General features: G+C 66.3%; 18 protein-coding genes and 1 tRNA gene. 10 read left to right on the top strand and 9 right to left on the bottom strand.

The genetic code is table 11. The features are described from left to right. Window position 1 precedes the first annotated feature (1 nt). From ACFRAU_RS17225 to ACFRAU_RS17200, 6 genes are all read right to left on the bottom strand, one after another. Complete coding sequence (locus ACFRAU_RS17225) at window positions 2-457, bottom strand: hypothetical protein (RefSeq protein WP_378000840.1); 456 nt, start codon at window positions 455-457, stop codon at window positions 2-4. Window positions 458-472: 15 nt separating this feature from the next. Then, on the bottom strand, window positions 473-3,628 hold the full coding sequence (locus ACFRAU_RS17220; RefSeq protein ID WP_378000839.1) for an efflux RND transporter permease subunit: 3,156 nt from the start codon (window positions 3,626-3,628) through the stop codon (window positions 473-475). Between the two features lie 327 nt (window positions 3,629-3,955). Further along, window positions 3,956-5,086, bottom strand: a complete 1,131-nt coding sequence (locus ACFRAU_RS17215; RefSeq protein WP_378000838.1) for an aminotransferase class V-fold PLP-dependent enzyme — start codon at window positions 5,084-5,086, stop codon at window positions 3,956-3,958. 18 nt (window positions 5,087-5,104) lie between these two features. Then, window positions 5,105-6,781 (bottom strand): monocarboxylate uptake permease MctP, encoded by a 1,677-nt coding sequence (gene mctP, locus ACFRAU_RS17210; RefSeq protein ID WP_378000837.1) that lies wholly within the window; start codon window positions 6,779-6,781, stop codon window positions 5,105-5,107. Continuing rightward, window positions 6,778-7,149 carry a DUF3311 domain-containing protein gene (locus ACFRAU_RS17205; RefSeq protein ID WP_378000836.1) on the bottom strand — a complete coding sequence of 124 codons (372 nt, stop codon included), beginning with the start codon at window positions 7,147-7,149 and terminating at the stop codon, window positions 6,778-6,780. Before ACFRAU_RS17205 ends, mctP begins: the two co-directional genes overlap by 4 nt. Before the next feature lie 336 nt (window positions 7,150-7,485). Next, window positions 7,486-7,568, bottom strand: a tRNA-Leu gene (locus ACFRAU_RS17200). A 192-nt stretch (window positions 7,569-7,760) separates the two neighbouring features. On the opposite strand from ACFRAU_RS17200, the gene ACFRAU_RS17195 reads away from it, so the two are divergent. Both ACFRAU_RS17195 and ACFRAU_RS17190 read left to right on the top strand, forming a co-directional pair. After that, window positions 7,761-9,065, top strand: a complete 1,305-nt coding sequence (locus ACFRAU_RS17195) for a M20/M25/M40 family metallo-hydrolase (protein ID WP_378000835.1) — start codon at window positions 7,761-7,763, stop codon at window positions 9,063-9,065. A gap of 8 nt (window positions 9,066-9,073) precedes the next feature. Next, window positions 9,074-10,234 carry an acyl-CoA dehydrogenase family protein gene (locus ACFRAU_RS17190; protein ID WP_378000834.1) on the top strand — a complete coding sequence of 387 codons (1,161 nt, stop codon included), beginning with the start codon at window positions 9,074-9,076 and terminating at the stop codon, window positions 10,232-10,234. 62 nt (window positions 10,235-10,296) lie between these two features. Here ACFRAU_RS17190 and ACFRAU_RS17185 read toward each other — a convergent pair whose 3' ends face one another. After that, the gene (locus ACFRAU_RS17185; protein ID WP_102973612.1) at window positions 10,297-10,530 is read right to left on the bottom strand and encodes a DUF5703 family protein; all 234 of its coding nucleotides are present in this window, start codon (window positions 10,528-10,530) and stop codon (window positions 10,297-10,299) included. Window positions 10,531-10,569: 39 nt separating this feature from the next. On the opposite strand from ACFRAU_RS17185, the gene ACFRAU_RS17180 reads away from it, so the two are divergent. Beyond that, window positions 10,570-10,833, top strand: coding sequence for a hypothetical protein (locus ACFRAU_RS17180; protein ID WP_378000833.1), 264 nt, complete (start codon window positions 10,570-10,572; stop codon window positions 10,831-10,833). A gap of 57 nt (window positions 10,834-10,890) precedes the next feature. On the opposite strand, the gene ACFRAU_RS17175 is transcribed toward ACFRAU_RS17180, so the two are convergent. Next, complete coding sequence (locus ACFRAU_RS17175; protein ID WP_377997017.1) at window positions 10,891-11,829, bottom strand: aldo/keto reductase; 939 nt, start codon at window positions 11,827-11,829, stop codon at window positions 10,891-10,893. A 50-nt stretch (window positions 11,830-11,879) separates the two neighbouring features. Between ACFRAU_RS17175 and ACFRAU_RS17170 the strand changes: the two genes are divergently transcribed. Both ACFRAU_RS17170 and mshC read left to right on the top strand, forming a co-directional pair. Further along, complete coding sequence (locus ACFRAU_RS17170) at window positions 11,880-12,710, top strand: undecaprenyl-diphosphate phosphatase (protein ID WP_377997018.1); 831 nt, start codon at window positions 11,880-11,882, stop codon at window positions 12,708-12,710. 15 nt (window positions 12,711-12,725) lie between these two features. Then, complete coding sequence (gene mshC / locus ACFRAU_RS17165) at window positions 12,726-14,033, top strand: cysteine--1-D-myo-inosityl 2-amino-2-deoxy-alpha-D-glucopyranoside ligase (RefSeq protein WP_378000832.1); 1,308 nt, start codon at window positions 12,726-12,728, stop codon at window positions 14,031-14,033. A 95-nt stretch (window positions 14,034-14,128) separates the two neighbouring features. On the opposite strand, the gene ACFRAU_RS17160 is transcribed toward mshC, so the two are convergent. Next, window positions 14,129-15,034, bottom strand: coding sequence for a PAC2 family protein (locus ACFRAU_RS17160; RefSeq protein ID WP_377997020.1), 906 nt, complete (start codon window positions 15,032-15,034; stop codon window positions 14,129-14,131). 163 nt (window positions 15,035-15,197) lie between these two features. Between ACFRAU_RS17160 and ACFRAU_RS17155 the strand changes: the two genes are divergently transcribed. The 5 genes from ACFRAU_RS17155 (at window position 15,198) to dop (ending at window position 21,800) form a co-directional block, all read left to right on the top strand. Beyond that, window positions 15,198-15,926, top strand: a complete 729-nt coding sequence (locus ACFRAU_RS17155) for an HAD family hydrolase (protein ID WP_377997021.1) — start codon at window positions 15,198-15,200, stop codon at window positions 15,924-15,926. Between the two features lie 12 nt (window positions 15,927-15,938). Further along, window positions 15,939-17,105 carry a site-2 protease family protein gene (locus ACFRAU_RS17150; protein ID WP_378000831.1) on the top strand — a complete coding sequence of 389 codons (1,167 nt, stop codon included), beginning with the start codon at window positions 15,939-15,941 and terminating at the stop codon, window positions 17,103-17,105. A 130-nt stretch (window positions 17,106-17,235) separates the two neighbouring features. After that, on the top strand, window positions 17,236-18,303 hold the full coding sequence (locus tag ACFRAU_RS17145) for a tRNA (adenine-N1)-methyltransferase (RefSeq protein WP_377997023.1): 1,068 nt from the start codon (window positions 17,236-17,238) through the stop codon (window positions 18,301-18,303). A gap of 81 nt (window positions 18,304-18,384) precedes the next feature. Continuing rightward, window positions 18,385-20,130, top strand: coding sequence for a proteasome ATPase (gene arc, locus ACFRAU_RS17140; RefSeq protein ID WP_378000830.1), 1,746 nt, complete (start codon window positions 18,385-18,387; stop codon window positions 20,128-20,130). A gap of 50 nt (window positions 20,131-20,180) precedes the next feature. Then, on the top strand, window positions 20,181-21,800 hold the full coding sequence (gene dop / locus ACFRAU_RS17135; protein ID WP_377997034.1) for a depupylase/deamidase Dop: 1,620 nt from the start codon (window positions 20,181-20,183) through the stop codon (window positions 21,798-21,800). The last annotated feature ends 7 nt before the right edge of the window (window positions 21,801-21,807 follow it).

The raw sequence follows: 21,807 nt of genomic DNA, 5'->3' as shown, positions 1-21,807 counted from the left end.
GTCAGCTCGCTACGTCCAGTTCAGCGCCGAAGAGCTCTTCGGCCCCTGTGGTGACCACGGTCGTGCCCGGCTTCGGACCGTTGGTCAGCGTAGCCGTTGTGTCGTCGATCCGCTCCACCGTGATGGGCTGGCGGACGTAGACGCGCGGGGCGGCAATAGTATAGACCCACGTCTTTCCTTCGCTGTCGTAGAGGATCGCCAGGTAGGGAACCATGAGTTTCCCGCTCTTGGGATCCCGGGACGTCGTCGAGGTCTGGAGGCCGATGTTCGCGGCGGCGTGTTCGTTCAGCGTGATGCGCTTCAGGTCGCTGCCTGGAACCTCTTCAAGGCTGGCTGCGACGTCGCCTGCTGCCACCGGCTCGGCTGCGAGCTGGCTGCAGGCTGGCAATGCCTGTGTCAGAAGACCCAGGACGGTAAGAACCAGCAGGCCGCGCATCCGCGGCGAGGTCGTTGTCATGATGCATCCCGGCTTTCAGGCGCCCATCGGGGCTTCAGTAGCTTCGGCTTGTGTCGTTGCTGTTTGTGATCCTGCCTGGCCGCGTTCGAAGCGGATCAGGATTGCCGGGAGCACGAACAGGACGAAGAGGGTGGTTGTCAGCAGACCGCCCCAGACAATGACGGCGACCGGCTGAATGATCTCCGTGCCCGTCACTCCGCCGAGCAGAACCAGCGGAAGGAGGGCGATGGCGGTGATCACGGTGGACCCGAGGGCCGGCTTCAGCCTGTCGCGTGCGGCCCGGATCACGAGGGCGGGCCCCCCGGCTTCGCTTTCCCCGGCGCGCAGGTTCCTGACCTCGGCGGCGAGCAGCAGGCAGTTCCGGACCGCGATGCCCAAGACTGCCGAGAAGGCGACAAACGCCGCCAGATAATTGGCTCCTCCGTCTGCCAGGGCGGTGAGGACGCCGCCCGACAAAGAAGCGAGCAACCCGAGGAACACAGCGGCTGCGATCCGCCAACCGCCCAGTGCTGTTTGCAGGAGCACCAGGATGCCGAAGGCAGCTACCCCGGTCAGCAGCCACAGCCACTGGATGCTCGATTGCTGCTGCGCGTACTGGGTGAGGACCTCAGCGTGGTAAGCCACCGGGAACTGGATCTGCTGCAGGCCCTTTTCGATGTCCTGCTGCACCTCAGCCAATCCACGTCCCTGAATGTCAGCTTTCACATCCACGCGCCGCGAGGTGTCGTCGTGCAGAATGACGGCGTCGTTGGGAACGATGCTGACGTCGGCCACGTCGCCGAGGCGCACATGGCCGCCTTTGGGAGTGTCGATCAGGAGTTCACGGACACTGGTGAGGCTGTTCCTGGTGGACGGCTGTCCCTTGACGACCACGGAGAAGACCTTCTGCTGTTCGTAGACGTTGCCCACTTCGATGCCCTGCAGCAAAGCGGCCGCAGCACGACGGACTTCGCCCGGGATGACTCCGGCTTTCTGGGCTCTCTCCAGGTCAACCTTGACCTGGACGGTGGGCTGTTCGACGGGGGCATCGACGCGGGGATTCACGATCCCGGCCGTGTGGGCCAGGACCTGACGCACTTCCTCGGCCTTCGCGCGGAGCGTGGCCGTGTCAATGCCGTAGACCCGCACGCCAAAGCCGGCATCGGCAGCAGCCCGGATCTGGTCGATCTTCTGCTGCGGGTAGGTCGAAACTGTTGCACGCAGCCCCGGGTATCCGGCCACGACTCTCTGCACATCATCCACGGTGCTGGCGTATGAGGTGTCCTTGGACACGCTCACCCACAGCTCGCCGGAACTTACGTCTCCCACCCGGTCGGAGGTAACCGCACGGCCAACCTCGGAGGCGACACTGGAAACGCCGGACACCGCGCGCAGTTCATCGGCAGCCGCATTGGTGATCCTGACCATTTCCTGGTCGGACGTGCCGGGTGCGGCGCTCCACTGGACCACCAGCGTGTCGTCCGCCAGAACGGGCACCACAGGGCTGCCAGGCACAAGCTGCGGAGCCAGCGCCAGTGCTGCGAGTGCCATGACTGCCGTCGCGGCGAAGACGGCTACCGGCCTGCCGCGGTTGCCGGAAAGGGCCCGCCCGTACCGGATCCGGAGGCGTTGCATTGCCTGGCCCTCACGCCCGCGGGACGTGGAAGCCGGAGGCAGGAAGTACACCAGGGCCGCGGTCGCTGTCAGCGCCACGACCATGGCAACCGCCAGCGCGAGCAGGTAGCTGAGCACCAGGGGTCCGAACATTGCACCGTTTTCGCCGGGCACAAAGAGCAAGGGGAGCACGCTCAGCGCCATGATCAGCAGGGAGTAGAAGAGGGAGGTGCGGACTGGCCGCAGTGCCCCGGCAACAAGGGCGCTCCTGGCATCCCCTGCGCCTGTCTCCCGCGCAGTACGGTATGCCCGGACGGTGCAGTTCACGTCTTCCATGACGTCGCCGATGATGACGGCGAGGGCAAGGACCATGCCGGTGAAGACCATGGTGTTTAGTCCGGCACCGCGCACCGAGAGCAACACGGCTGCCGCAATGAGCGACAGCGAAATGCTGATCAGGCTGATGAGGGCACTCCGCCAGGACCGGAAAACCACTCCGATCGCCGCTGCGACCAGCAGCAGCGTGACGAGCAAGGCCACGGCCAGGGTTCCCGTTTCCTGCTCTACAAACGACTCCTGCCGGTACACGGTGGTGTCGACAGCTACGCCGGGCAACCCTGCCTGAAGCTCGCGTATGGTTTCGTCGAGCCCACGCGTAACATCCGCGGTGTTTGTTTCCGGGAACTTCTCAATCACGACCAACAGCTCGGCGTCCCGGCCGGGCTGTGCGTCTCCGATCAACGGCTGATGATCCGTCTGGACCTGGGCGACATCCCCCAGGAGCAGTTTGCTGGACGTGCCCTGGAGGCTGACTTTGCCCAGGTCCTCGGGGGTGGTGATGGGAAGAACGTGCTGGACTCCAAGCCGCTGATGTCCCGTCTCCAGGAAGCCGCCCGTGCCCGGCGTTGAGGCCTCAAGGTAGCTCAGCGGCGACACCCAGACGGAGTTGCCGGTGGTCCTGATGACCTGGTCCAGCGTCACGCCCTTGGCTTCCAGCTGCTTGGGGTCCACGAGCACCTGCAGCTGCTGGTCGCGCTGGCCCCAGATGGAAATGTTCGCCACACCGGGAACCGCCAAAAGTGCTGGCTTCATGGTCCAACGCGCCAGCACGGACATGTCGATGGGGGACATGTCCTTCGACGTGAGCCTGACCATCATCACCCGGCTCGTGGAGGACAGCGGCTGCATGAGCACGGGCGCTGCGGACACGTTGGGCAGCGCCCTCGCCTGGGTCAGGCGCTCGGCGACGAGCTGGCGTGCCCGGAACATGTCCGTCCCCGGCTGGAAGACCAGCTGGATCGAGGACAGGCCGGGAAGCGACTTGGAACGGATCGCCTCCACCCACGCCACGCCGTTCAGCAGGTCTGCCTCCATGGGGGACGTGACGAGCTGTTCGACTTCGGCAGCGGAGAGCCCCAGGGCCTCGGTCTGTATTTCGACCTGCGGCGGTGCGAACTCGGGGAAGGCGTCAACCGGCATGCTGGGCAGTGCGGTGAAGCCGTACCCGAGGATGCCGGCAGCCACTACCAGGACAAGGATCCTGAACTGCAGAACCCAACCCAAAACCGCGCGCATCATGGCCTGTTCACCGCCAAAGCCATCCCCGCTGATTTCACGGGCAACGGGAGGCTGAGGGTCAAACCCAGGCTGGCAGCGGGTCCAGGCCGACGGCGGTGTCGGTGTTTGCCGGGCAGTCCGGCGGTTTTTTGCCTTTCAGGAAGCCATTGTTGGGGGTTCACGATCAGATCTACTCTGAGGTGACCGGGGACGGAAGTCTTTACTGCAGAATAAATGTTCACGGCGCGGCTCCATTGCTACTGCCTTCGCGCCCCCCAAACGTCTAGCAGAATGATGGTCCTCGCGAGGGGCCACGTCAATGGCATCGGAGCCGTTTTTCCGGCAGGCTCAGTGGCCGGCAATGAGCTCTGCGACCCGGACCAGCTCTTCCTGGAGATTGTAGAAATGGGTCGCCAGCCGGATCCTTCCGGCCCGGATGGACACAATCACGTTCGCATGGCGCAGGCGGGCCATGACGGCGTCCGGATCGTGCACCGGAACGGAGATGATGGTGGATCGGTGCGCTTCGGGGAAGGACCGGAAGCTGACGCCCTCCGCCTCCAGCGCGTTCCGCAGGTCAAGGGCAAGTTGTACGTTGCGTTCGAGGACAGCGCCAATCCCGAACTGGTGCAGGACAGCAAGCGCCGCCTGATCGGCCAGCGCCGGAAACCACGCCAGGGACGCGTCCAGCTTCGACGCCGTCGGCGACAGGTCCATGTCCGGGCCAAGGAAGCTTTCGAGCGGCAGCCGGGCAGCCTTCCAGCCCGGCACGATGGGGTGAAGGCGGTCAATCAGCCCGGGGCGGACGTACAGGTAGCCCATGCCCCGCGACCCGAGCAGAAACTTGTGGCTGGCAGTGGCCAGGAAGTCCACACCGTCGCGCACCACGTCCAGGGGCACGGCACCAGCCGCCTGGCACGCATCAACGAAAAACCACGCGCCAGAGCGGGCTGCAGTGCGGCCGATTGAGGCCAGATCCGCCCGGAATCCGGTGACAGGATGCACGGCGCTGACGGCGATGAGGCGGGTTCCGCCGTCGGCCGCCTGGCTGAGGGCCCCGGCCGTCACCACATCCCCCTCCGCGGCGACGGCACGCACATCGTAGCCTCGTTCCCGGAGCAGGAGCCAGGCATAGTAGTTCGACGCGAATTCATTCTCGGCCACAACGATGTTCTCGCCGCTTCGGGCGGGTGGCAGATTTGCCGCCACAATCCCGGCGGCAGTGCTGACGGCGGGGACGATGGCGATGTCTGCCGCTGTGGCCCCGATGATCGCCGCGAACATGCCGCGGGCGTCCTCGCCGGCCTGCTCGGCTTCCATCCAGTCGAACCGCCCGGTGGACCAGCGCTCGAGGGCGAGTTCGTAGGCCTCCCTGGCGGGCGTGCAGCCGACGCACATGGTGGCAGTGTTGAGGTAGATGGTGTCTTTGAGCCCGGGGAAAAGCCCGCGGATGTCACTGACGTTCAATGCGTGGATCACCGTGCCACCTCGATTCAGCTACGCCACCGGCGACGCACCGCCGGGTTCCACGAAACGCTGGGTCCGTTCGATCTCGGCAACCTTGGGATCGGTTTCATCAGCGCCATAGTCCGACCGGCGCGTCTTGTCTTCTCCCTGGGGCACCTTCAGCGCGCGGAGCACCAGGGTAAGTACGACGGCGACAAGCAGGTTGAGCACGAACGCTGACACGGCGATGTACACGGTGAAGCCGGTCCCAGGGACGGGAGCAATGGAGCCGCCGAAGTGTGCGTGCGTGACGGGATTGATGACGTTGTACGCCGAGGCGGTGCCGAAGGCTATGCCCACAACCCACCCAGCCAGCAGCGCCCATCGGTCAAACCACCGCGTGTAGAGGCCCCCGACGACGGCGGGGAACGTTTGCAGAATCCAAATGCCGCCGAGCAGCTGCATGTTGATGGCCGCGGACTGGTCCATGGCCATGACGAAAACAAGCGCACCGATCTTCACCACAAGCGAGACAATCTTGGATACCTTCGCCTCAGTTTTGGGGTCGGCCTCAGGCCGGAGGAAGTCCCGGTATATGTTTCGGGTGAACATGTTCGCCGCGGCAATGGACATGATCGCGGCGGGTACCAGCGCCCCGATGGCGATAGCTGCCAGGGCCACCCCCGCGAACCACGCGGGGAAGTGGTCCAGGAACAGCTGCGGCACCACGAGCTGGGGATTAACCGACCCGTTCAGGTCGATCGGCCTGGTGCCGGCCTTGATGGCCACAAAACCCAGCAGCGCGAGGAAGCCGAGCATGAGGGAGTACAGCGGCAGAATAGCGGCGTTGCGCCGGATCGTGTTGCGGCCCTTGGACGCGAGTACGCCGGTGATGGAGTGCGGGTACATGAACAGCGCCATGGCCGACCCGAGCGCCAGTGTCCAGTACGCCGAGTGATTCGCGCCGGACGGGATGAACACCCCGTTGGGTTTCCCCGTTGCTTCGTTCACGGTGTCCAGCTTCGTCTTCGCCGCCCCGAAGATCGCGTCCCACCCGCCAAACTTGATCGGCAGGTAGATGACCGCGACGATCACCGCCAGATAGATGAGCAGGTCCTTGACGACGGCGATCATCGCCGGCGCCCGCAGCCCCGACGTGTAGGTGTATGCGGCCAGCACGATGAACGCCAGAATGAGCGGCAGGTCCGTCAGCAGCACGTTCTCGGAGCTGCCCAGGCCGAGCACAGTGAGGACGGCCTTGATGCCCACGAGCTGGAGGGCGATGTAAGGCATGGTTGCCACAATGCCGGTGACCGCGACGGCGAGGGACAGCCACCGGCTCCCGTATCGGCCGCCCACGAAGTCCGCGGACGTGACGTAGCCGTGCCGGTGGGACACCGACCAGAGCCGGCTCATGATGATGAAGATGATCGGGTAGAGGACGATCGTGTAGGGGACCGCGAAGAAACCGCTGACGGCGCCCGTGGCCCACATCGCGGCAGGAACCGCAACAAACGTGTACGCGGTGTAGAGGTCGCCGCCCAGCAGGAACCACGTGATCCATGTCCCGAAGCCGCGTCCGCCCAGACCCCATTCGTCGAGGCTGTGCAGTCCCTCAGTCTCTGCCGTCCGGCGCCACCGGGCGGCCAGGAAGCCCATGACGGCGACAACCACAAACAGCAGCACCACGATGATGAGGGCGACCCAGTTGATCTCTCGCCCGTTCATGGCCGCTCATCCCCGTCCATTTCGTCGCCGTCGAGGTCGGCAACGCCCGCGCGGGCCGCTGCCCGCCGTCGTCGGTCCTCCGTGTTCACGAGCCAGTACGCCACACCGCTCAAGGCAGCGGAAATGGGAACCCAGAGCAGCTGGTACCAGTAAAAGAACGGAAGGCCCCCCAGTGCCGGCGCATTGAAGGAGTAGGTCTGCGGCATGAGCGGGAACAGGATCGCCGCCGAAAGCAATATGCCGGCGACAACGTACCGCCCGCGCCGCGCGGGGCCGCGGGTTGCAGTGTTGCGGGTTGGCAGTCCGGCGCCCGGGGGAGCTCCTTGGACGCGGCGCTGCTTCGGGTCAGGACGATCTTGATGGGACACCCGACGACCTCCTTGTCAGCCCGTCTCCCGGACTCCGGTTCCCCGGGGCGCGGTGAGGCGGAGGTTACAAATGTTGCCCCCCAGTTCCTTTGTACGCCGGTCAGCGGCGCTCGGGAAGAGCGCCGACGGTGCCGTAACAGTCAGTAACGCGGCTGTCTTTCTTGGTCATCATCAACGCGTTTCCCGGCCTGAGCTCCTTGCGCCTGCACAGGCGCCCTGCCGCAATCCGCGTCGCCGGACCCAAGTGCGGGGTTACGCTGGGGGCTACGTTTACGGGGTTTGCAGAGAAACGAAAAAACCCCGGGAATCCATTGGATTCCCGGGGTTTTCCGTTTGTGCGCGGAGGGGGACTTGAACCCCCACCCCCTTTCGAGGACTAGCACCTCAAGCTAGCGCGTCTGCCATTCCGCCACCCGCGCAGGTGGATTCCGGAGGACTCTCTCCGCCTTTCAGCGGTTCGCTTCTCTCCGAAGCAGCGAGAAAAACTCTAACACGAACTTTCCGGAAAGATGGAATCGAGTCGACTGGGTAGGCTGATCCCGGGTGTTCCGGCAGCCAAAAGCCGCCCAAAGCCGCATGTTTCCGCCTTTCCCCGCTACAAGGAGTGATCAATGACACACGTTCGGCCAGAGGATGAAGTCGTCACCATCTGCCAGGAGCTCATCCGCATCGACTCATCCAATTACGGGGACGGCTCCGGGCCCGGCGAACGCGCAGCGGCCGAATACACCGCGGGCCTGATCACCGAGGTGGGGATGGACGTGGAAATCTTCGAATCCGAGCCAGGCCGCGCCAGCGTGGTGACCCGCATGGCCGGGGAGGACCCCTCCGCAAGCGCCCTGGTGGTCCACGGCCACCTGGACGTGGTGCCCGCCCTCCGTGAGCAGTGGTCTGTGGACCCGTTCAGCGGTGAGCTCAAGGATGGATTGATCTGGGGGCGCGGCGCGGTGGACATGAAGGACATGGATGCGATGATCCTGTCCGTGCTGCGCAACTTCGCCCGCACCGGGCGCAAGCCGAAGCGGGACATAGTCTTCGCATTCTTCGCCGACGAGGAGGCCGGTGGCGTACACGGCGCCCAGTACGCGGTGAAGCACCGGCCTGAGCTGTTCGAGGGTGCAACCGAGGCCATCTCGGAAGTGGGCGGCTTCTCGACCACCATTGGCGGCCAGCGCGCCTACCTGCTGCAGACGGCGGAAAAGGGCATCTCCTGGCTGCGGCTCGTGGCGCATGGCCGCGCCGGCCACGGCTCTCAGATCAACACCGACAATGCCATCACCCGGCTCGCCGGCGCCGTGACCCGCATCGGCGAGTACCAGTGGCCCATCGAGCTGACCGCCACCACGCGCCAGTTCCTGGACGGCGTGACGGAACTGACCGGCGTCGAATTCGATCCCGACAACCCGGAGCTGCTGCTGAAGGAGCTGGGCACGGTGGCCCGCTTCGTAGGGGCGACGCTGCAGAACACGTCCAACCCGACGCTCCTGGGCGGCGGCTACAAGCACAACGTCATCCCCGAGTCCGCCGAGGCACTGGTGGACTGCCGTACCCTCCCGGGCCAGCAGGACCAGGTTCTGGAGATCGTCCGGGAGCTGGCTGGCAGCGGCGTTGACGTCAGCTACGTGCACAACGACGTCTCCCTCGAGGTGCCGTTCGCCGGCAACCTGGTCGACTCGATGATTGATGCCCTCCACTCTGAAGACCCGGGCGCGAAGGTTCTCCCGTACACCCTGTCCGGCGGCACCGACAACAAGTCGCTCTCCAAGCTCGGCATTACCGGCTACGGCTTCGCGCCCCTGCAGCTGCCGGACGACCTGGACTTCACCGGCATGTTCCACGGAGTTGACGAACGGGTCCCGGCGGATTCGCTGAAGTTCGGCGCCCGCGTCCTGAACACGCTGCTCACCAACTACTGAGGATTGCGGTGGAACCGGAACAGCTGCTGCCTGACAGCCTGCTCGAACGGATCCGGGGACGGGCTGCGGAGTACGACGAACAGAACCGCTTTTTCACCGAGGATCTTGAGGAACTCGCCGCCGCCGGGTACCTCAAGCTCTTCGTGCCGGAGTCCGACGGCGGGGCGGGCCTCGGCCTGGAGGCTGCGGTCCGTTGCCAGCGGCGGCTGGCGACTGCGGCCCCCGCCACCGCGCTGGCCGTCAACATGCACCTCGTCTGGACAGGGGTGGCGCGGGTCCTCGCCGAGCGCGGCGACTCCTCCCTGGACTTCGTGCTGCAGGAGGCAGCGGCTGGGGAGCTCTTCGCCTTCGGCAATTCAGAGGCCGGCAACGACTCCGTTCTTTTCGATTCGCTGACCGAGGCCAGGCCGCTGCCGGACGGCGGGTACTCATTCACGGGCACCAAGATCTTCACGAGCCTCTCGCCGGCCTGGACGCGCCTGGGCATCTTCGGCAAGGACCCTGCCGCACGGGACGGCGAAGGTGAGCTGGTACACGGGTTCATCGGCCGGGACACAGCCGGCTACCGGATCCTGGAGGACTGGAACACGCTGGGCATGCGCGCCAGCCAGTCCAACACCACTATCCTGGACGGTGCCGTTGTCCCGCCGGGCCGCATCTTCCGGAAGCTGCCGGTGGGTCCCAACGCGGATCCGCTGATCTTCGCGATCTTCGCGTGCTTCGAGACCCTGCTCGCGGGTGTCTATGCGGGCATCGGGGAGCGGGCCCTGGTGCTGTCAGTGGAAGCTGCCAGGCGCAGGACATCATTAAAGAACGGCGGCCGGAGCCTGGCCCAGGATCCCGATATCCGCTGGAAGGTGGCCGAGGCCGCCCTGGCCATGGACGCCCTTTACCCCCAGCTTTCGGTGGTGGCCGGGGACGTGGACCGGCTGGCGGACCACGGCAGCCAGTGGTTTCCCAAGCTCGTTGGCGTCAAGGTCCGGGCCACGGAAACCGCGCGGACAGCGGTGGACCTTGCCATCCGGGTCTCCGGCGGCTCCAGCTACTTCCGGGGTTCGGAGCTGGAGCGGCTGTACCGTGATGTCCTGGCCGGCATGTTCCACCCGTCCGACGACGAATCGGCGCACAACACCGTGGCCAACGCCTGGCTGGGCCCGCTCGAAGACTAGCCGCGCAGCAGCATAAAGCGGGCGCGCACCATCGCGGTGCGCGCCCGGAGGGCCGGAGCGGCCTAGACGGTTCGCTGCACCTGCGTGACCCGGCGGCGAAGCCAGAAACGCCTGCCGCCGCCCACGTACAGCCTGCTGCGCTCGAGTTCCCACTTGCCGTACTCGGAGTGTTCCACGAGCCGGCGCCGGGCTTCGGGCAGGGAATCCTCAGGACCGACGGTCAATACGAGGTACTCGTATTGACGGGCATAGTCCCGTTCCCGCAGGACCGAGCTGGTCAGAAAATGTTCCTTCATTGCTCTCCATTTTCGTCCTTTTCCCGCTAACGTGAAGGCATGAGCATCGATCCGCGTGTCGCGCTTCAGTCTTTGACTGCCGCTTTGGAAGAGCACCTTGCAGCCGCCTCGGCCCGGCGCGGGGATGGTGACCCCTCAGTGGAGGCGGCATTCTTTGCAGTTGCCGATGCTTTCGAAGTCTATGAGGACGCCCTCTACGAGGCCTACAACGAAGTGACGCCGCTCCAGGTGTTCGATGACGAGGAAGACGAAGAGGAAGACAGCGAAGTCGACGACGAGGATCTCGAAATCGTTGAGGAGTAGCCCGACGCGATTAGACCCGGCCCGATAAGATCCGGCGCGGTCGGAGCGAGGGCCCGGCTAGGCCAGGCTGCTGGAGACGTCCTCGAGGGCTCGTGCTATTTCGGCCGGCAGCGGCGTGAGCTGGGCGTCCAGGATTTCCTTGAGCTGGACCGGCGTGCGTGCGCCCACGATGGCGGTGGCCACTCCGTGCCGGGACAGCAGCCAGCTGAGCGCAACATCCAGGGAAGATCGCCCCAGGCCGCGGGCCGCCATGGCAACAGCCTCGACCACCTGCGACGCGGGCTGCTCAAGGTAGGGCTCCACGTACGTGGCCAGCCGCGTGCCCGCCGCCCTGGAATCGGCGGGCACATGACCGCGGTACTTGCCGGTGAGGACGCCGCGGCCCAGCGGCGCCCACGCCATCAGCCCCAGGCCCGCATCTTCGATGGCCGGCACCAGCTCCGCTTCGGGCTTGCGCCGCAGCAGCGAATACTCGGACTGGTTGGCCACGAGCGGGAACCCGGCGATCGCGGCGGCCTTGGCGGTCTGCCAGCCGTTGAAGTTGGAGATGCCCGCGTAGCGTGCCCTTCCGCTGCGCACGGCGAAGTCAAGGGCGGACAACGTTTCCTCGAGCGGGACGTTGGGGTCCCACGCCTGGGCGAGCCAGAGGTCAACGTAGTCGGTGCCGAGCCGCGCCAGGCTTGCGTCGAGGCCGGACAGCATCGCGTTCCGCGACGCGTCCACCCGCTGCCGCCCGTCCGACGGCGACACGCCCGCTTTGGTGCAGATGACCACTTCCGTGCGGGAGACGACGTCACCCAGCATGGCCCCGAGCATGGCTTCGGCCTGGCCGTCCGCGTAGGAGGCCGCAGTGTCCACGAGGGTTCCGCCCGCGTCCACGAAGGTGCGCAGCAGTTCCGAGGCATCCTGCTCGTCCGTTTCACGGGACCAGGACATGGTGCCCAGGGACAGGGACGAGGCGCGGAGCCCGCTGTTGCCGATGTAACGCTGCTGCATAGCAGCTAGCTTACGGGGAAACCACCCGCATCATGACGTAGGGTCTTACCGTGAACTGGATTGAAGCGGCCCTGCTGGGTCTTGTGCAGGGCCTGACCGAATTCCTCCCTATTTCATCAAGCGCCCACCTCCGGATTGTGGGCTCGTTCCTGCCGACTGAGGACCCCGGGGCGGCCTTCACGGCCATCACCCAGCTGGGCACCGAGACGGCCGTGATCGTTTACTTCTGGCGTGACATCGTGCGGATCATGAAGGCCTGGTTCGGATCGCTGTCAGGCCGCGTCTCCCGCCAGGACCCCGACGCCCGGATGGGCTGGCTGGTGATCCTTGGCAGCCTGCCCATCATCGTCCTGGGCCTGCTGTTCCAGGACCAGATCGAGTCCGTCCTGCGGAGCCTCTGGATCGTGGCCACCATGCTCATCGTCTTCGGCCTCATCCTGGCGGTTGCCGACGCCGTCGCCAAGCAGGACCGCGACCTCTCCCGGCTCACCTACAAGCACGGCATCCTGTACGGCTTCGCCCAGGCCATGGCCCTGATTCCCGGGGTTTCGCGCTCCGGCGGCACCATCACCGCGGGTCTCCTCATGGGCTACACACGCGAAGCCGCAGCCCGGTACTCATTCCTCCTCGCCATCCCTGCGGTTTTCGGCAGCGGCCTGTACCAGCTGTTCAAGGTGGTCAGCAAGGAGGGTGTGACCGGCCCGTACGGCCTGGGGGAGACGGCCCTGGCAACGGTGATCGCATTCGTTGTGGGCTACTTCATCATCGGCTGGTTCCTGAAGTTCATCTCAACGCGCAGCTACCGGCTGTTTGTCTGGTACCGCATCTTCCTGGGCCTCGCCCTGTACCTGCTGCTCGGTTTCAATGTCATCAGCGCCTAGCACTAGGCTTGGTCTGTGAAGTCCTGGATCTCCCGCCCCGTGCCTGTCCTGCCGGGGGAAATGCCCGCGCTCCGCTTGTTTGACACAACCTCAGGCCGTGCCGTGACGCTTAACGCCGATGGCGAAAAGTCGATGTATGTCTGCGGGATCACCCCGTATGACGCGACCCACATGGGTCACGCCGCCAGCTACGTCGCGTTCGACCTTCTGAACCGCGCCTGGCGCGATGGCGGCCAGCAGGTTGCGTACGTCCAGAACGTCACCGACGTCGACGACCCGCTGCTGGAGCGCGCAGAGGCTACCGGAGTCGACTGGCGCGAGCTGGCTGAGAGCCAGATCGAGCTTTTCCGCACTGACATGGAAGCCCTCAACGTCATTGCCCCCGACCATTACGTGGGCGCCGTGGAGGCCATGCCGCTGATTGTCCCTGCGATTGAGCGGCTCCTGCACCAGGGACTGGCCTACCGCGTCAGCGGCACCCCGGGCGAGCCCGACGGCGACGTCTACTACGACGTCGAGGCTGCCAGCAAACACGCCGTCGGCGTGGACGCCTGGACGCTCGGCGCAGTCTCCGGACTGCCGGAAGCCGAGATGCTGGAACTGTTTGCCGAACGGGGCGGCGACCCCGGCCGGGCAGGAAAGCGCCAGGCCCTCGACCCGCTGCTGTGGCGCGTGGCCCGCGACGGCGAGCCCAGCTGGCCCGGCGGCGAGCTGGGGGAGGGCCGCCCCGGCTGGCACATCGAGTGCACCGTCATCGCGCAGAGGTATCTCCCCGCTCCCTTCACCGTGCAGGGCGGCGGCTCGGACCTGGTCTTCCCGCACCATGAGATGGGTGCCGGGCACGCCTACTCGCTGTCCGGTGTTCCGCTCGCCGAGCATTTCGCGCACGCCGGCATGGTGGGCCTCGACGGCGAAAAGATGTCCAAGTCCAAGGGCAACCTGGTCCTCGTCTCCAAGCTGCGCGCTGCTGGCGAAGAACCCGCGGCCATCCGGCTGGCCATCCTGGCGCACCACTACCGGTCCGACTGGTCCTGGACGGCGGACGGCTTCGAGGACGCCAAGGCACGCCTGGAACGCTGGCGCTCAGCGCTGGCCGCCGCGCCGGCCGGGACCGCCACGGAACTGATCGGGCAGATCCGCGAGGCGCTGGCCAACGATCTGGACGCCCCGTCAGCCCTGGCCGCCGTTGACCGGTGGGCAGACGCTGCCCTTAACAGGGAAGCCCTTAACAACGCCGCCGTTAACAACACAGGCAGCGCGTCTGAAGCAGACCGGGCTTTGGTGCGCGACGCCGTCAACGCACTTCTCGGCGTCGAACTTTAATAGTCCGTTTCGACGGTTCCCTGCCAGTTAGACGTTCCGCAACGTCTGGCGGGCAGGGAACCGTCGAAACGGCTGAGCCGCGGGCGTACTAAGCCCTAGGGCTTGTCTTTGCCCCGCCGCTTCAGGTAGCGCTCAAACTCGCGCGCTATGGATTCGCCGCTGGCCTCGGGCAGGTCAGCGGTGTCCTTCGCCTCCTCCAGTTGCCGGACGTACGCGGCAATTTCGGGATCCTCGGTGGCCAGTTCGTTGACGCCGCGCTCCCACGCCTCGGCCTCCTCGGCCAGCTCATGGGTGTCCAGCGGAACCTGGACCAGCTCCTCGATGCGGTGCAGCAGCGCCAGCTGTGCCTTGGGGGACGGCGCCTGGGCCACGTAGTGCGGCACCGCAGCCCAGAGGGAGACGGTGGGGATGCCGGCGAGCAGGGACACCTCCGACAAAACACCGACGATGCCCACGGGGCCTTCATACTGCGAGGCTTCGAGGTTGAGCCGCTCCCGCAGCGCGCCATCGTCGGTGGAGGTGCTGACCGGAATGGGGCGGCTGTGCGGCACATCCGCCAGCAGCGCTCCCACCAGGACCACGTAGTCCACGTGAAGCGCCTCAGCGTGGACCAGCAGTTCCGCAGTGTACGCGCGCCACTTATAGGACGGTTCGGTGCCCTGGATGAAAATCACATCCACGTTGGTGCCGGGGGCACTGGCCTTGTAAATGCGCGTGGACGGCCACTTGATCTTGCGTTCACCGGAGGCAGTGCGGCGGACGGTGGGCCGGGTGAACTGGAAGTCGTAGTACTCGTCAGCGTCGATCGACGCGACCTTCTTTCCGCCCCAGAGCTTATTCAGGTAACGGAGCGCATCACTGGCGGCTTCCCCCGCGTCATTCCATCCCTCGAACGCAGCCAGCATCACAGTAATGCGCTGACCTTCGGGAACAGGCTGCAGCAGCTGCTCCGTCTCAGGCGCGGTGCCCGGTTCGTTGGTGTCTCCGTCGAAGCTGTTCATCCCTTCACCCTACGTCCACAAGCATTGCTGTTGCATAGAACGAACCGCCGCAGATACCGACAAACCCCTCATCCCCGCCGTGCGGGGTAGCGGATATTCGCCGACGGCGTACGCCCGGGGTCCGCGGCGGGGCGCCGCCGGGCGGCCCGGTACAGTGGAAAGCATGGAATCTGCCGCCGCTCACCCCTCGCTCAAAGCCGTTTTATGGGACATGGACGGCACCATCGTTGACACAGAACCGTATTGGATCGAGGCCGAACACAACCTTGTTGAAGCGCACGGGGGGACGTGGTCGCACGAGCAGGCCATGCAGCTCGTGGGGCAGTCCCTGGTTCACTCGGCAGGCATCCTCCAGCGGGCCGGCGTGCGCCTGGAGAAGCGGGAAATCATTGACACCCTGATGGGCCAGGTCATCGCGAGGGTCCGGGAGAGCGTGCCGTGGCGTCCGGGGGCCCGGGAGCTGCTGGACGAACTTTTCCACGCCGGCGTGCGTTGTGCCCTTGTGACCATGTCAGAGGCACCGCTGGCCCGCGAGATTGTGGCGAGCCTTCCCCGGCCCTACTTCGAGTTCGTCGTTACCGGCGACGCCGTAACCAACGGCAAGCCGCACCCTGAGGCCTACCTGAAGGCAATGGACCTGCTGCGACAGCAGGATCCGCAGCTCACCGCTGACCACTGCATAGCCCTTGAGGACTCAGCCCCCGGTGCTGCTGCGGCCGTGGCATCTGGCGCCGTGACGGTTGCCGTTCCGCACCTGGTGCCGCTGCCTGACGACGCCCGGAGGACCACCTGGGATACGCTCGCGGACCGCTCGGTGTCCGAACTCGAGGAGCTGGTCAGGCTCCGCCTCGGTTCGCGCGAACCCGCGGCAGCTTTCGAGAACGTCAACTAAGGAGACTGGAACGTGTCTGATCCCGCGGGATCCGGTCAGCAGCCCCCGAACGTACAGCCGCCCAGCCGCCGGGAGGGCATCCCGCTCGGCAGGATCGCCGGCATTCCCATCATCCTGGCCTACTCCTGGTTCATCATCGCCGGCTTCACGGTGATCGTGTACGGACCGGTGCTGCAGCATGGCACGCCTTCACTGGGCATCGGGGCGTACTGGGTGGCCTTCGCCTACGCGCTGCTGCTCCTGCTGTCGGTGCTCGTCCATGAGCTCGCGCACGCGCTGACGGCCAAGATCTATGGCTGGCCCAGCGAGAAAATTGTGCTCAACCTTTGGGGCGGCCACACCCAGTTCGAAAGCTTCACCGCCACCCCCGGACGGTCAGTGCTCGTGGCCATGGCCGGTCCCGCCGCCAACTTTGTGCTCGCCGGGGCGGCCTGGCTGGTGATCTCCTCGGGCGGTCTGACCGGCGTGGCGGACACCCTCCTGAACATCTTCTTCTGGGCCAACCTCGTGATCGGCATCTTCAACGTGCTGCCCGGGCTGCCGCTGGACGGCGGCCGCCTGGTGGAATCCGCGGTCTGGAAGGCCACCGGAAGCCACGCCAAGGGCACCGTCGCGGCGGGCTGGGGCGGCCGCATCATCGTCATCGCCCTCGGCCTCTGGTTCGTTGTCCGTCCATTGCTCGGCGGGGACGTCCCGGACACCAGCATGCTGCTCATCACCATCCTGGTCGGCGGTTTCCTGTGGATGGGCGCGTCAGCGTCAATCCAGCAGGGCCGCCTGCGCAGCCGGCTCCACCTGGTGAGCGCCGCCGCCCTGGCCGAACCCGCCGTCGGCCTTCCCGAAACCGGGAGCGTCAGCGACGTCCTGCACGTGTCGGCAGGCGGGCGGACCGCCGTCGTGCTCTGCGCCCCGGATGGCAGGCCCAACAGCGTGGTGGACCCCGCGGCCCTGGCCGCGGTTCCCGCAGCGGTCGCCGGCACCACCCCCGCCGGTGCGGTGGCCCACCCGCTCGGCGCCGGCGCCTACGTGCCGGAATGGTCCAAGGGCCAGGAACTGCTGCAATACCTGGCGCAGCTCGAAGGACACGACTACGCGGTGGTTGACCACAACGGCCGGGTCACCGGACTGCTGCGCCAGTCCACCGTGGTGACGGCCATAACAGGCAAGGCCCCCCGCTAAAACACGCGCCGGCACGGCCGGAACCGGTAGAGTTACGTGCCGGTCGTGAAATCGGCAGCGGGCGCACGGCGCCCCGCCGGGCCGTCACGGTGCACGCCAAGAAAGCTTTCACAGGAGCGAGGACACAGTCATGAGCAGCGAATCTGCCGCCAACGGAACCAGCACGGGCCTTTCCTCCGGCACTGCAGCCGGGACCGCGGACCAGCCGGTCGGTGCTGCCCGGCGGCGCGGCCCCTTCCGCGAGGGCGAACGGGTCCAGCTGACGGACGAGCGCGGGCGCATGAACACCATCAGCCTCGAGGCCGGCGGAGCCTTCCACACCCACCGCGGCTTCCTCAACCACGATGAAATCATCGGCAAAGTGGACGGCTCGGTGGTGGTCAACAACGTCGGCCAGCAGTACCAGACGCTCCGCCCGCTGCTCTCCGACTTCGTCCTGTCCATGCCCCGCGGCGCTGCCGTGGTCTACCCCAAGGACGCCGGCCAGATCATCACCATGGCTGACATCTTCCCGGGAGCGCGCGTGGTGGAAGCGGGCGTGGGCTCAGGCGCACTCTCCATCTCGCTGCTGCGTGCAGTAGGGGACCAGGGTTACCTTCACTCCTTCGAACGCCGCGAGGAATTCGCGGCCATCGCCCGCGGCAACGTGGAGACGATCTTCGGCGGCCCGCACCCGGCCTGGCAGATCTCCCTCGGGGACTTCCAGGAGGAAGTGGTCCGCGCCGAAGAGCCCGGCTCCGTGGACCGCGTGGTCCTGGACATGCTGGCACCCTGGGAATGCCTCGACGCCGTGGCCACCGTCCTGGCACCTGGCGGCGTGTGGATCAACTACGTCGCCACCGTCACCCAGCTCTCACGCACCGCTGAGGCCATCCGCGCCGACGGCCGCTTCACCGAACCGGACGCCTGGGAATCCATGGTCCGCGGCTGGCACCTTGAAGGACTCGCCGTGCGCCCCGACCACAGGATGGTCGCCCACACCGGATTCCTGCTGGTCACGCGGCGGCTCGCTGACGGCGTCACCGGCATCTCCGTCAAGCGGCGCCCCTCCAAGACCGAATTCGCCGAAGAGGACGTCAACGCCTGGACGCCCGGCGCTGTGGGCGAACGCCTGGTCTCGGACAAGAAGCTCCGCCGGGCCGCGCGGGACGCGATAGCCGGCACCAATGTGAAGGACGACCCGGAGATCACAAACTAGTCCGTATTTCGGATGTCGTCGGCTCTACCAGCCAACTTGGGGCTATGGTCTTAAGAGAAGCGCAGGAAGGGGCTGATGATCATGGAGACGCCAAACAATGACTCCGTGCCAACGCCGGCTGAACAGGCCGGCGCCAACGAACTGTCTGTCGCGGACCGGCAGGTCAATATCCTCAGGGACAAACTGAGGCATATCGACCGCCAACTGGCAGCTGCCACGCAGAACAACACCAAACTCGTGGCGATGCTGGAAACAGCCAAGGCCGAAATACTCCGGCTGAAGAACGCCCTGGACCAGGAGGGGCAGCCTCCGTACAGCTTCGGCACCATCCTCCAGCTGAACCCGCGGCGCCAGGGCGCCGGCAGCGGCCAGGCGGCCACCGAGGAATCGGTGGACATCTTCAACGCCGGGCGCAAAATGCGGGTTGGCATCAGCCCCCTGGTCAACATCAACCAGCTGGCCGCCGGCCAGGAGGTCCTCCTTAACGAGGCTCTCCTGGTGGTGGCCGGTCTCGGCTACGAGCGCGCGGGCGAACTCGTCACGCTCAAGGAACTGCTCGGCCCGGACCGTGCCCTGGTGCTGGGACGTGCCGATGAGGAGCGCGTCATCCGACTCGCCGGCCCGCTCCTAAGCGAGAAGCTGCGGGTGGGCGACGCCCTCTCCATCGATTCACGCACCGGGTATGCCCTCGAAAAGGTGCCGCGGTCCGAGGTCGAGAACCTTGTCCTGGAGGAAGTCCCGGACATTACCTACGAGGACATCGGCGGCCTGGGCCCGCAGATCGAACAGATCCGGGACGCCATCGAGCTGCCGTTCCTGCACCCGGACCTGTACCGGGAGCACGGACTCAAGGCGCCCAAGGGCATCCTGCTTTACGGCCCTCCGGGCTGCGGCAAGACCCTCATCGCCAAGGCGGTCGCAAACTCCCTGGCCGCGCGCGCCGCGGAACGCAGCGGAAACATCGACCTGAAGAGCTACTTCCTCAACATCAAGGGCCCCGAGCTCCTCGACAAGTACGTCGGCGAAACCGAACGCCACATCCGGCTGATCTTCTCCCGTGCCCGCGAAAAGGCCTCGGACGGCAGCCCCGTAGTGGTCTTCTTCGACGAGATGGACTCGCTCTTCCGCACCCGGGGCACGGGCATCTCCTCCGACGTCGAAACCACGATCGTGCCGCAGCTGCTGAGCGAGATCGACGGCGTGGAGCGGCTCGACAACGTGATTGTCATCGGCGCCTCCAACCGCGAGGACATGATCGATCCCGCCATCCTGCGCCCCGGCCGCTTGGACGTGAAGGTCAAGATCCAGCGCCCCGACGCCGAAGCCGCGGCGGACATCTTCAAGAAGTACATCACCCCGGACCTGCCGTTCCACGAGGACGACCTCGTGGAACACGACGGCGATGTCCACGAGACGGTGGACGCCATGATCCAGCGGACCGTGGAAGCCATGTACTCCACCGAGAAGTCCAACGAGTACCTTGAGGTCACCTACGCCAACGGCGACACCGAGATGCTGTACTTCAAGGACTTCAACTCCGGAGCCGTGGTCCAGAACGTCGTGGACCGGGCCAAGAAGTACGCCATCAAGGACCTCCTGACCACCCAGCAGAAGGGCCTGCGCATCGACCACCTGCTGCGGGCCGTCGTCGATGAGTTCCGCGAACACGAGGACATGCCCAACACCACCAACCCGGATGACTGGGCACGCATCTCCGGCAAGAAGGGTGAGCGCATCACGTACATCCGTACCATCGTGCAGGGCAAGGCCGGCCAGGAGCCCGGCAAGTCTATCGAGACCATGCCCAACACGGGCCAGTACCTGTGACGGCCGGCTCCGAATCAGCGCTGGGAGGTGGCCTGCCGGCCGGCGGCGCCATGCGGGTCATGGGGTCCGAAACCGAATACGGGATTCACGCGCCGGCCGCGCCGGGCGCCAATGCCACCATGATGTCCGCCCGGGTGGTCCAGGCGTACGCCCAGGTCACCCGGCTCCGGGCCGCCGGCGGCGCCGAAACCCGCTGGGACTACACGGACGAGGAACCGCTGCACGACGCCCGGGGCTGGACGCTTGAACGCGGCCAGGCCCACCCGAGCCAGCTGACGGACCAGCCGCCGGTCCTGGACGCCGAGGCCGTGGCGCTTGCCTACGGCCGGGAAGAGCTTGAGCTCGACGGCGAGGACGAGTCGGGCTCGCTGCTGATGAACATGGTGCTCGGCAACGGGGCACGGCTCTACGTGGACCACGCCCACCCCGAGTACTCGAGCCCGGAGGTCACCAACCCCGCGGCGGCGGTTGCCTGGGACGCGGCCGGGGACCTAGTAGGCCTGGCTGCGGTCCGCAGGCTCGCCAGCGACACGGAACTGCCCGCCGTCAACCTCTACAAGAACAACACCGACAACAAGTCCGTGTCCTACGGGTCGCACGAGAACTACCTCATGCCGCGGTCCGTGCCGTTCGGCGACATCGTTCGGGGGCTGACCCCGTTCTTCGTGTCGCGGCAGGTCATCTGCGGTTCGGGGCGGGTGGGCCAGGGCCAGGACAGCTCCCGGTCCGGCTACCAGATCAGCCAGCGGGCGGACTTCTTCGAGGCGGAGGTGGGACTTGAGACCACCATCCGGCGTCCCATCATCAACACCCGCGACGAGCCGCACGCGACGGCGGACAAGTACCGGCGGCTGCACGTCATCATCGGCGACGCCAACCTGAGCCAGGTGTCGAACTACCTGAAGTTCGGGACCACCGCCATGGTGCTGAGCCTGATCGAGGCGGGCCTCGCACCGCGGATCGAGGTCCACGAACCGGTGGCCGCGCTGCAGGCCATCAGCCACGACACCACCCTGGCCGCCAAGGTCAGGCTGCTGGACGGCCGCCGGGTGACGGCCCTGGATCTGCAGTGGATGTACCACGAGGCCGCCGCCAAGCTGGCACAGGACACCGGGGTAGGGGACGCCGTTGACGGCGACGGCCACACCCACGCCGTGCTGGAGCGGTGGGCCACCACCCTGACCCAGCTGGACAGCGACCGGGCCGCCGCCGCAACCTCGGTGGAGTGGCTGGCCAAGCTGTCCATCCTGGAGGGCTACCGCCAGCGCGACGGGCTCCAGTGGAATGACGCCCGGCTCGGCCTGGTGGATCTGCAGTGGGCCGACCTCCGGCCCGAAAAGGGGCTCTACTACCGGCTGCTGTCCCGGAACCGGATGCAGCGGATCGTGGACGACGCCGACATCGCCGCCGCGGTGACGGCACCGCCGTCGGACACCCGGGCGTACTTCCGCGGACGCTGCGTCAGCAGCTTCAGCAAGGACGTTGTGGGGGCCAGTTGGGACTCGGTGATCTTCGACGTGCCGGGCTACGGACGGCTGCAGCGCGTCCCCACCAGGGAGCCGCTGCGCGGCACCAAGGCACTGACCGGAGGGCTGTTTGAGAGGCACCGTGACGCCGGACCTTTCCTTGCCGAACTCCTCGGATCGGCACCGGCTCCGCCACCGGCATAATGCACCC

Origin of the sequence: Arthrobacter sp. NPDC056691 (assembly GCF_042791415.1) — a bacterium.
GTDB lineage: Bacteria > Actinomycetota > Actinomycetes > Actinomycetales > Micrococcaceae > Arthrobacter.
This window is presented reverse-complemented; position numbering and strand designations above follow the sequence as displayed.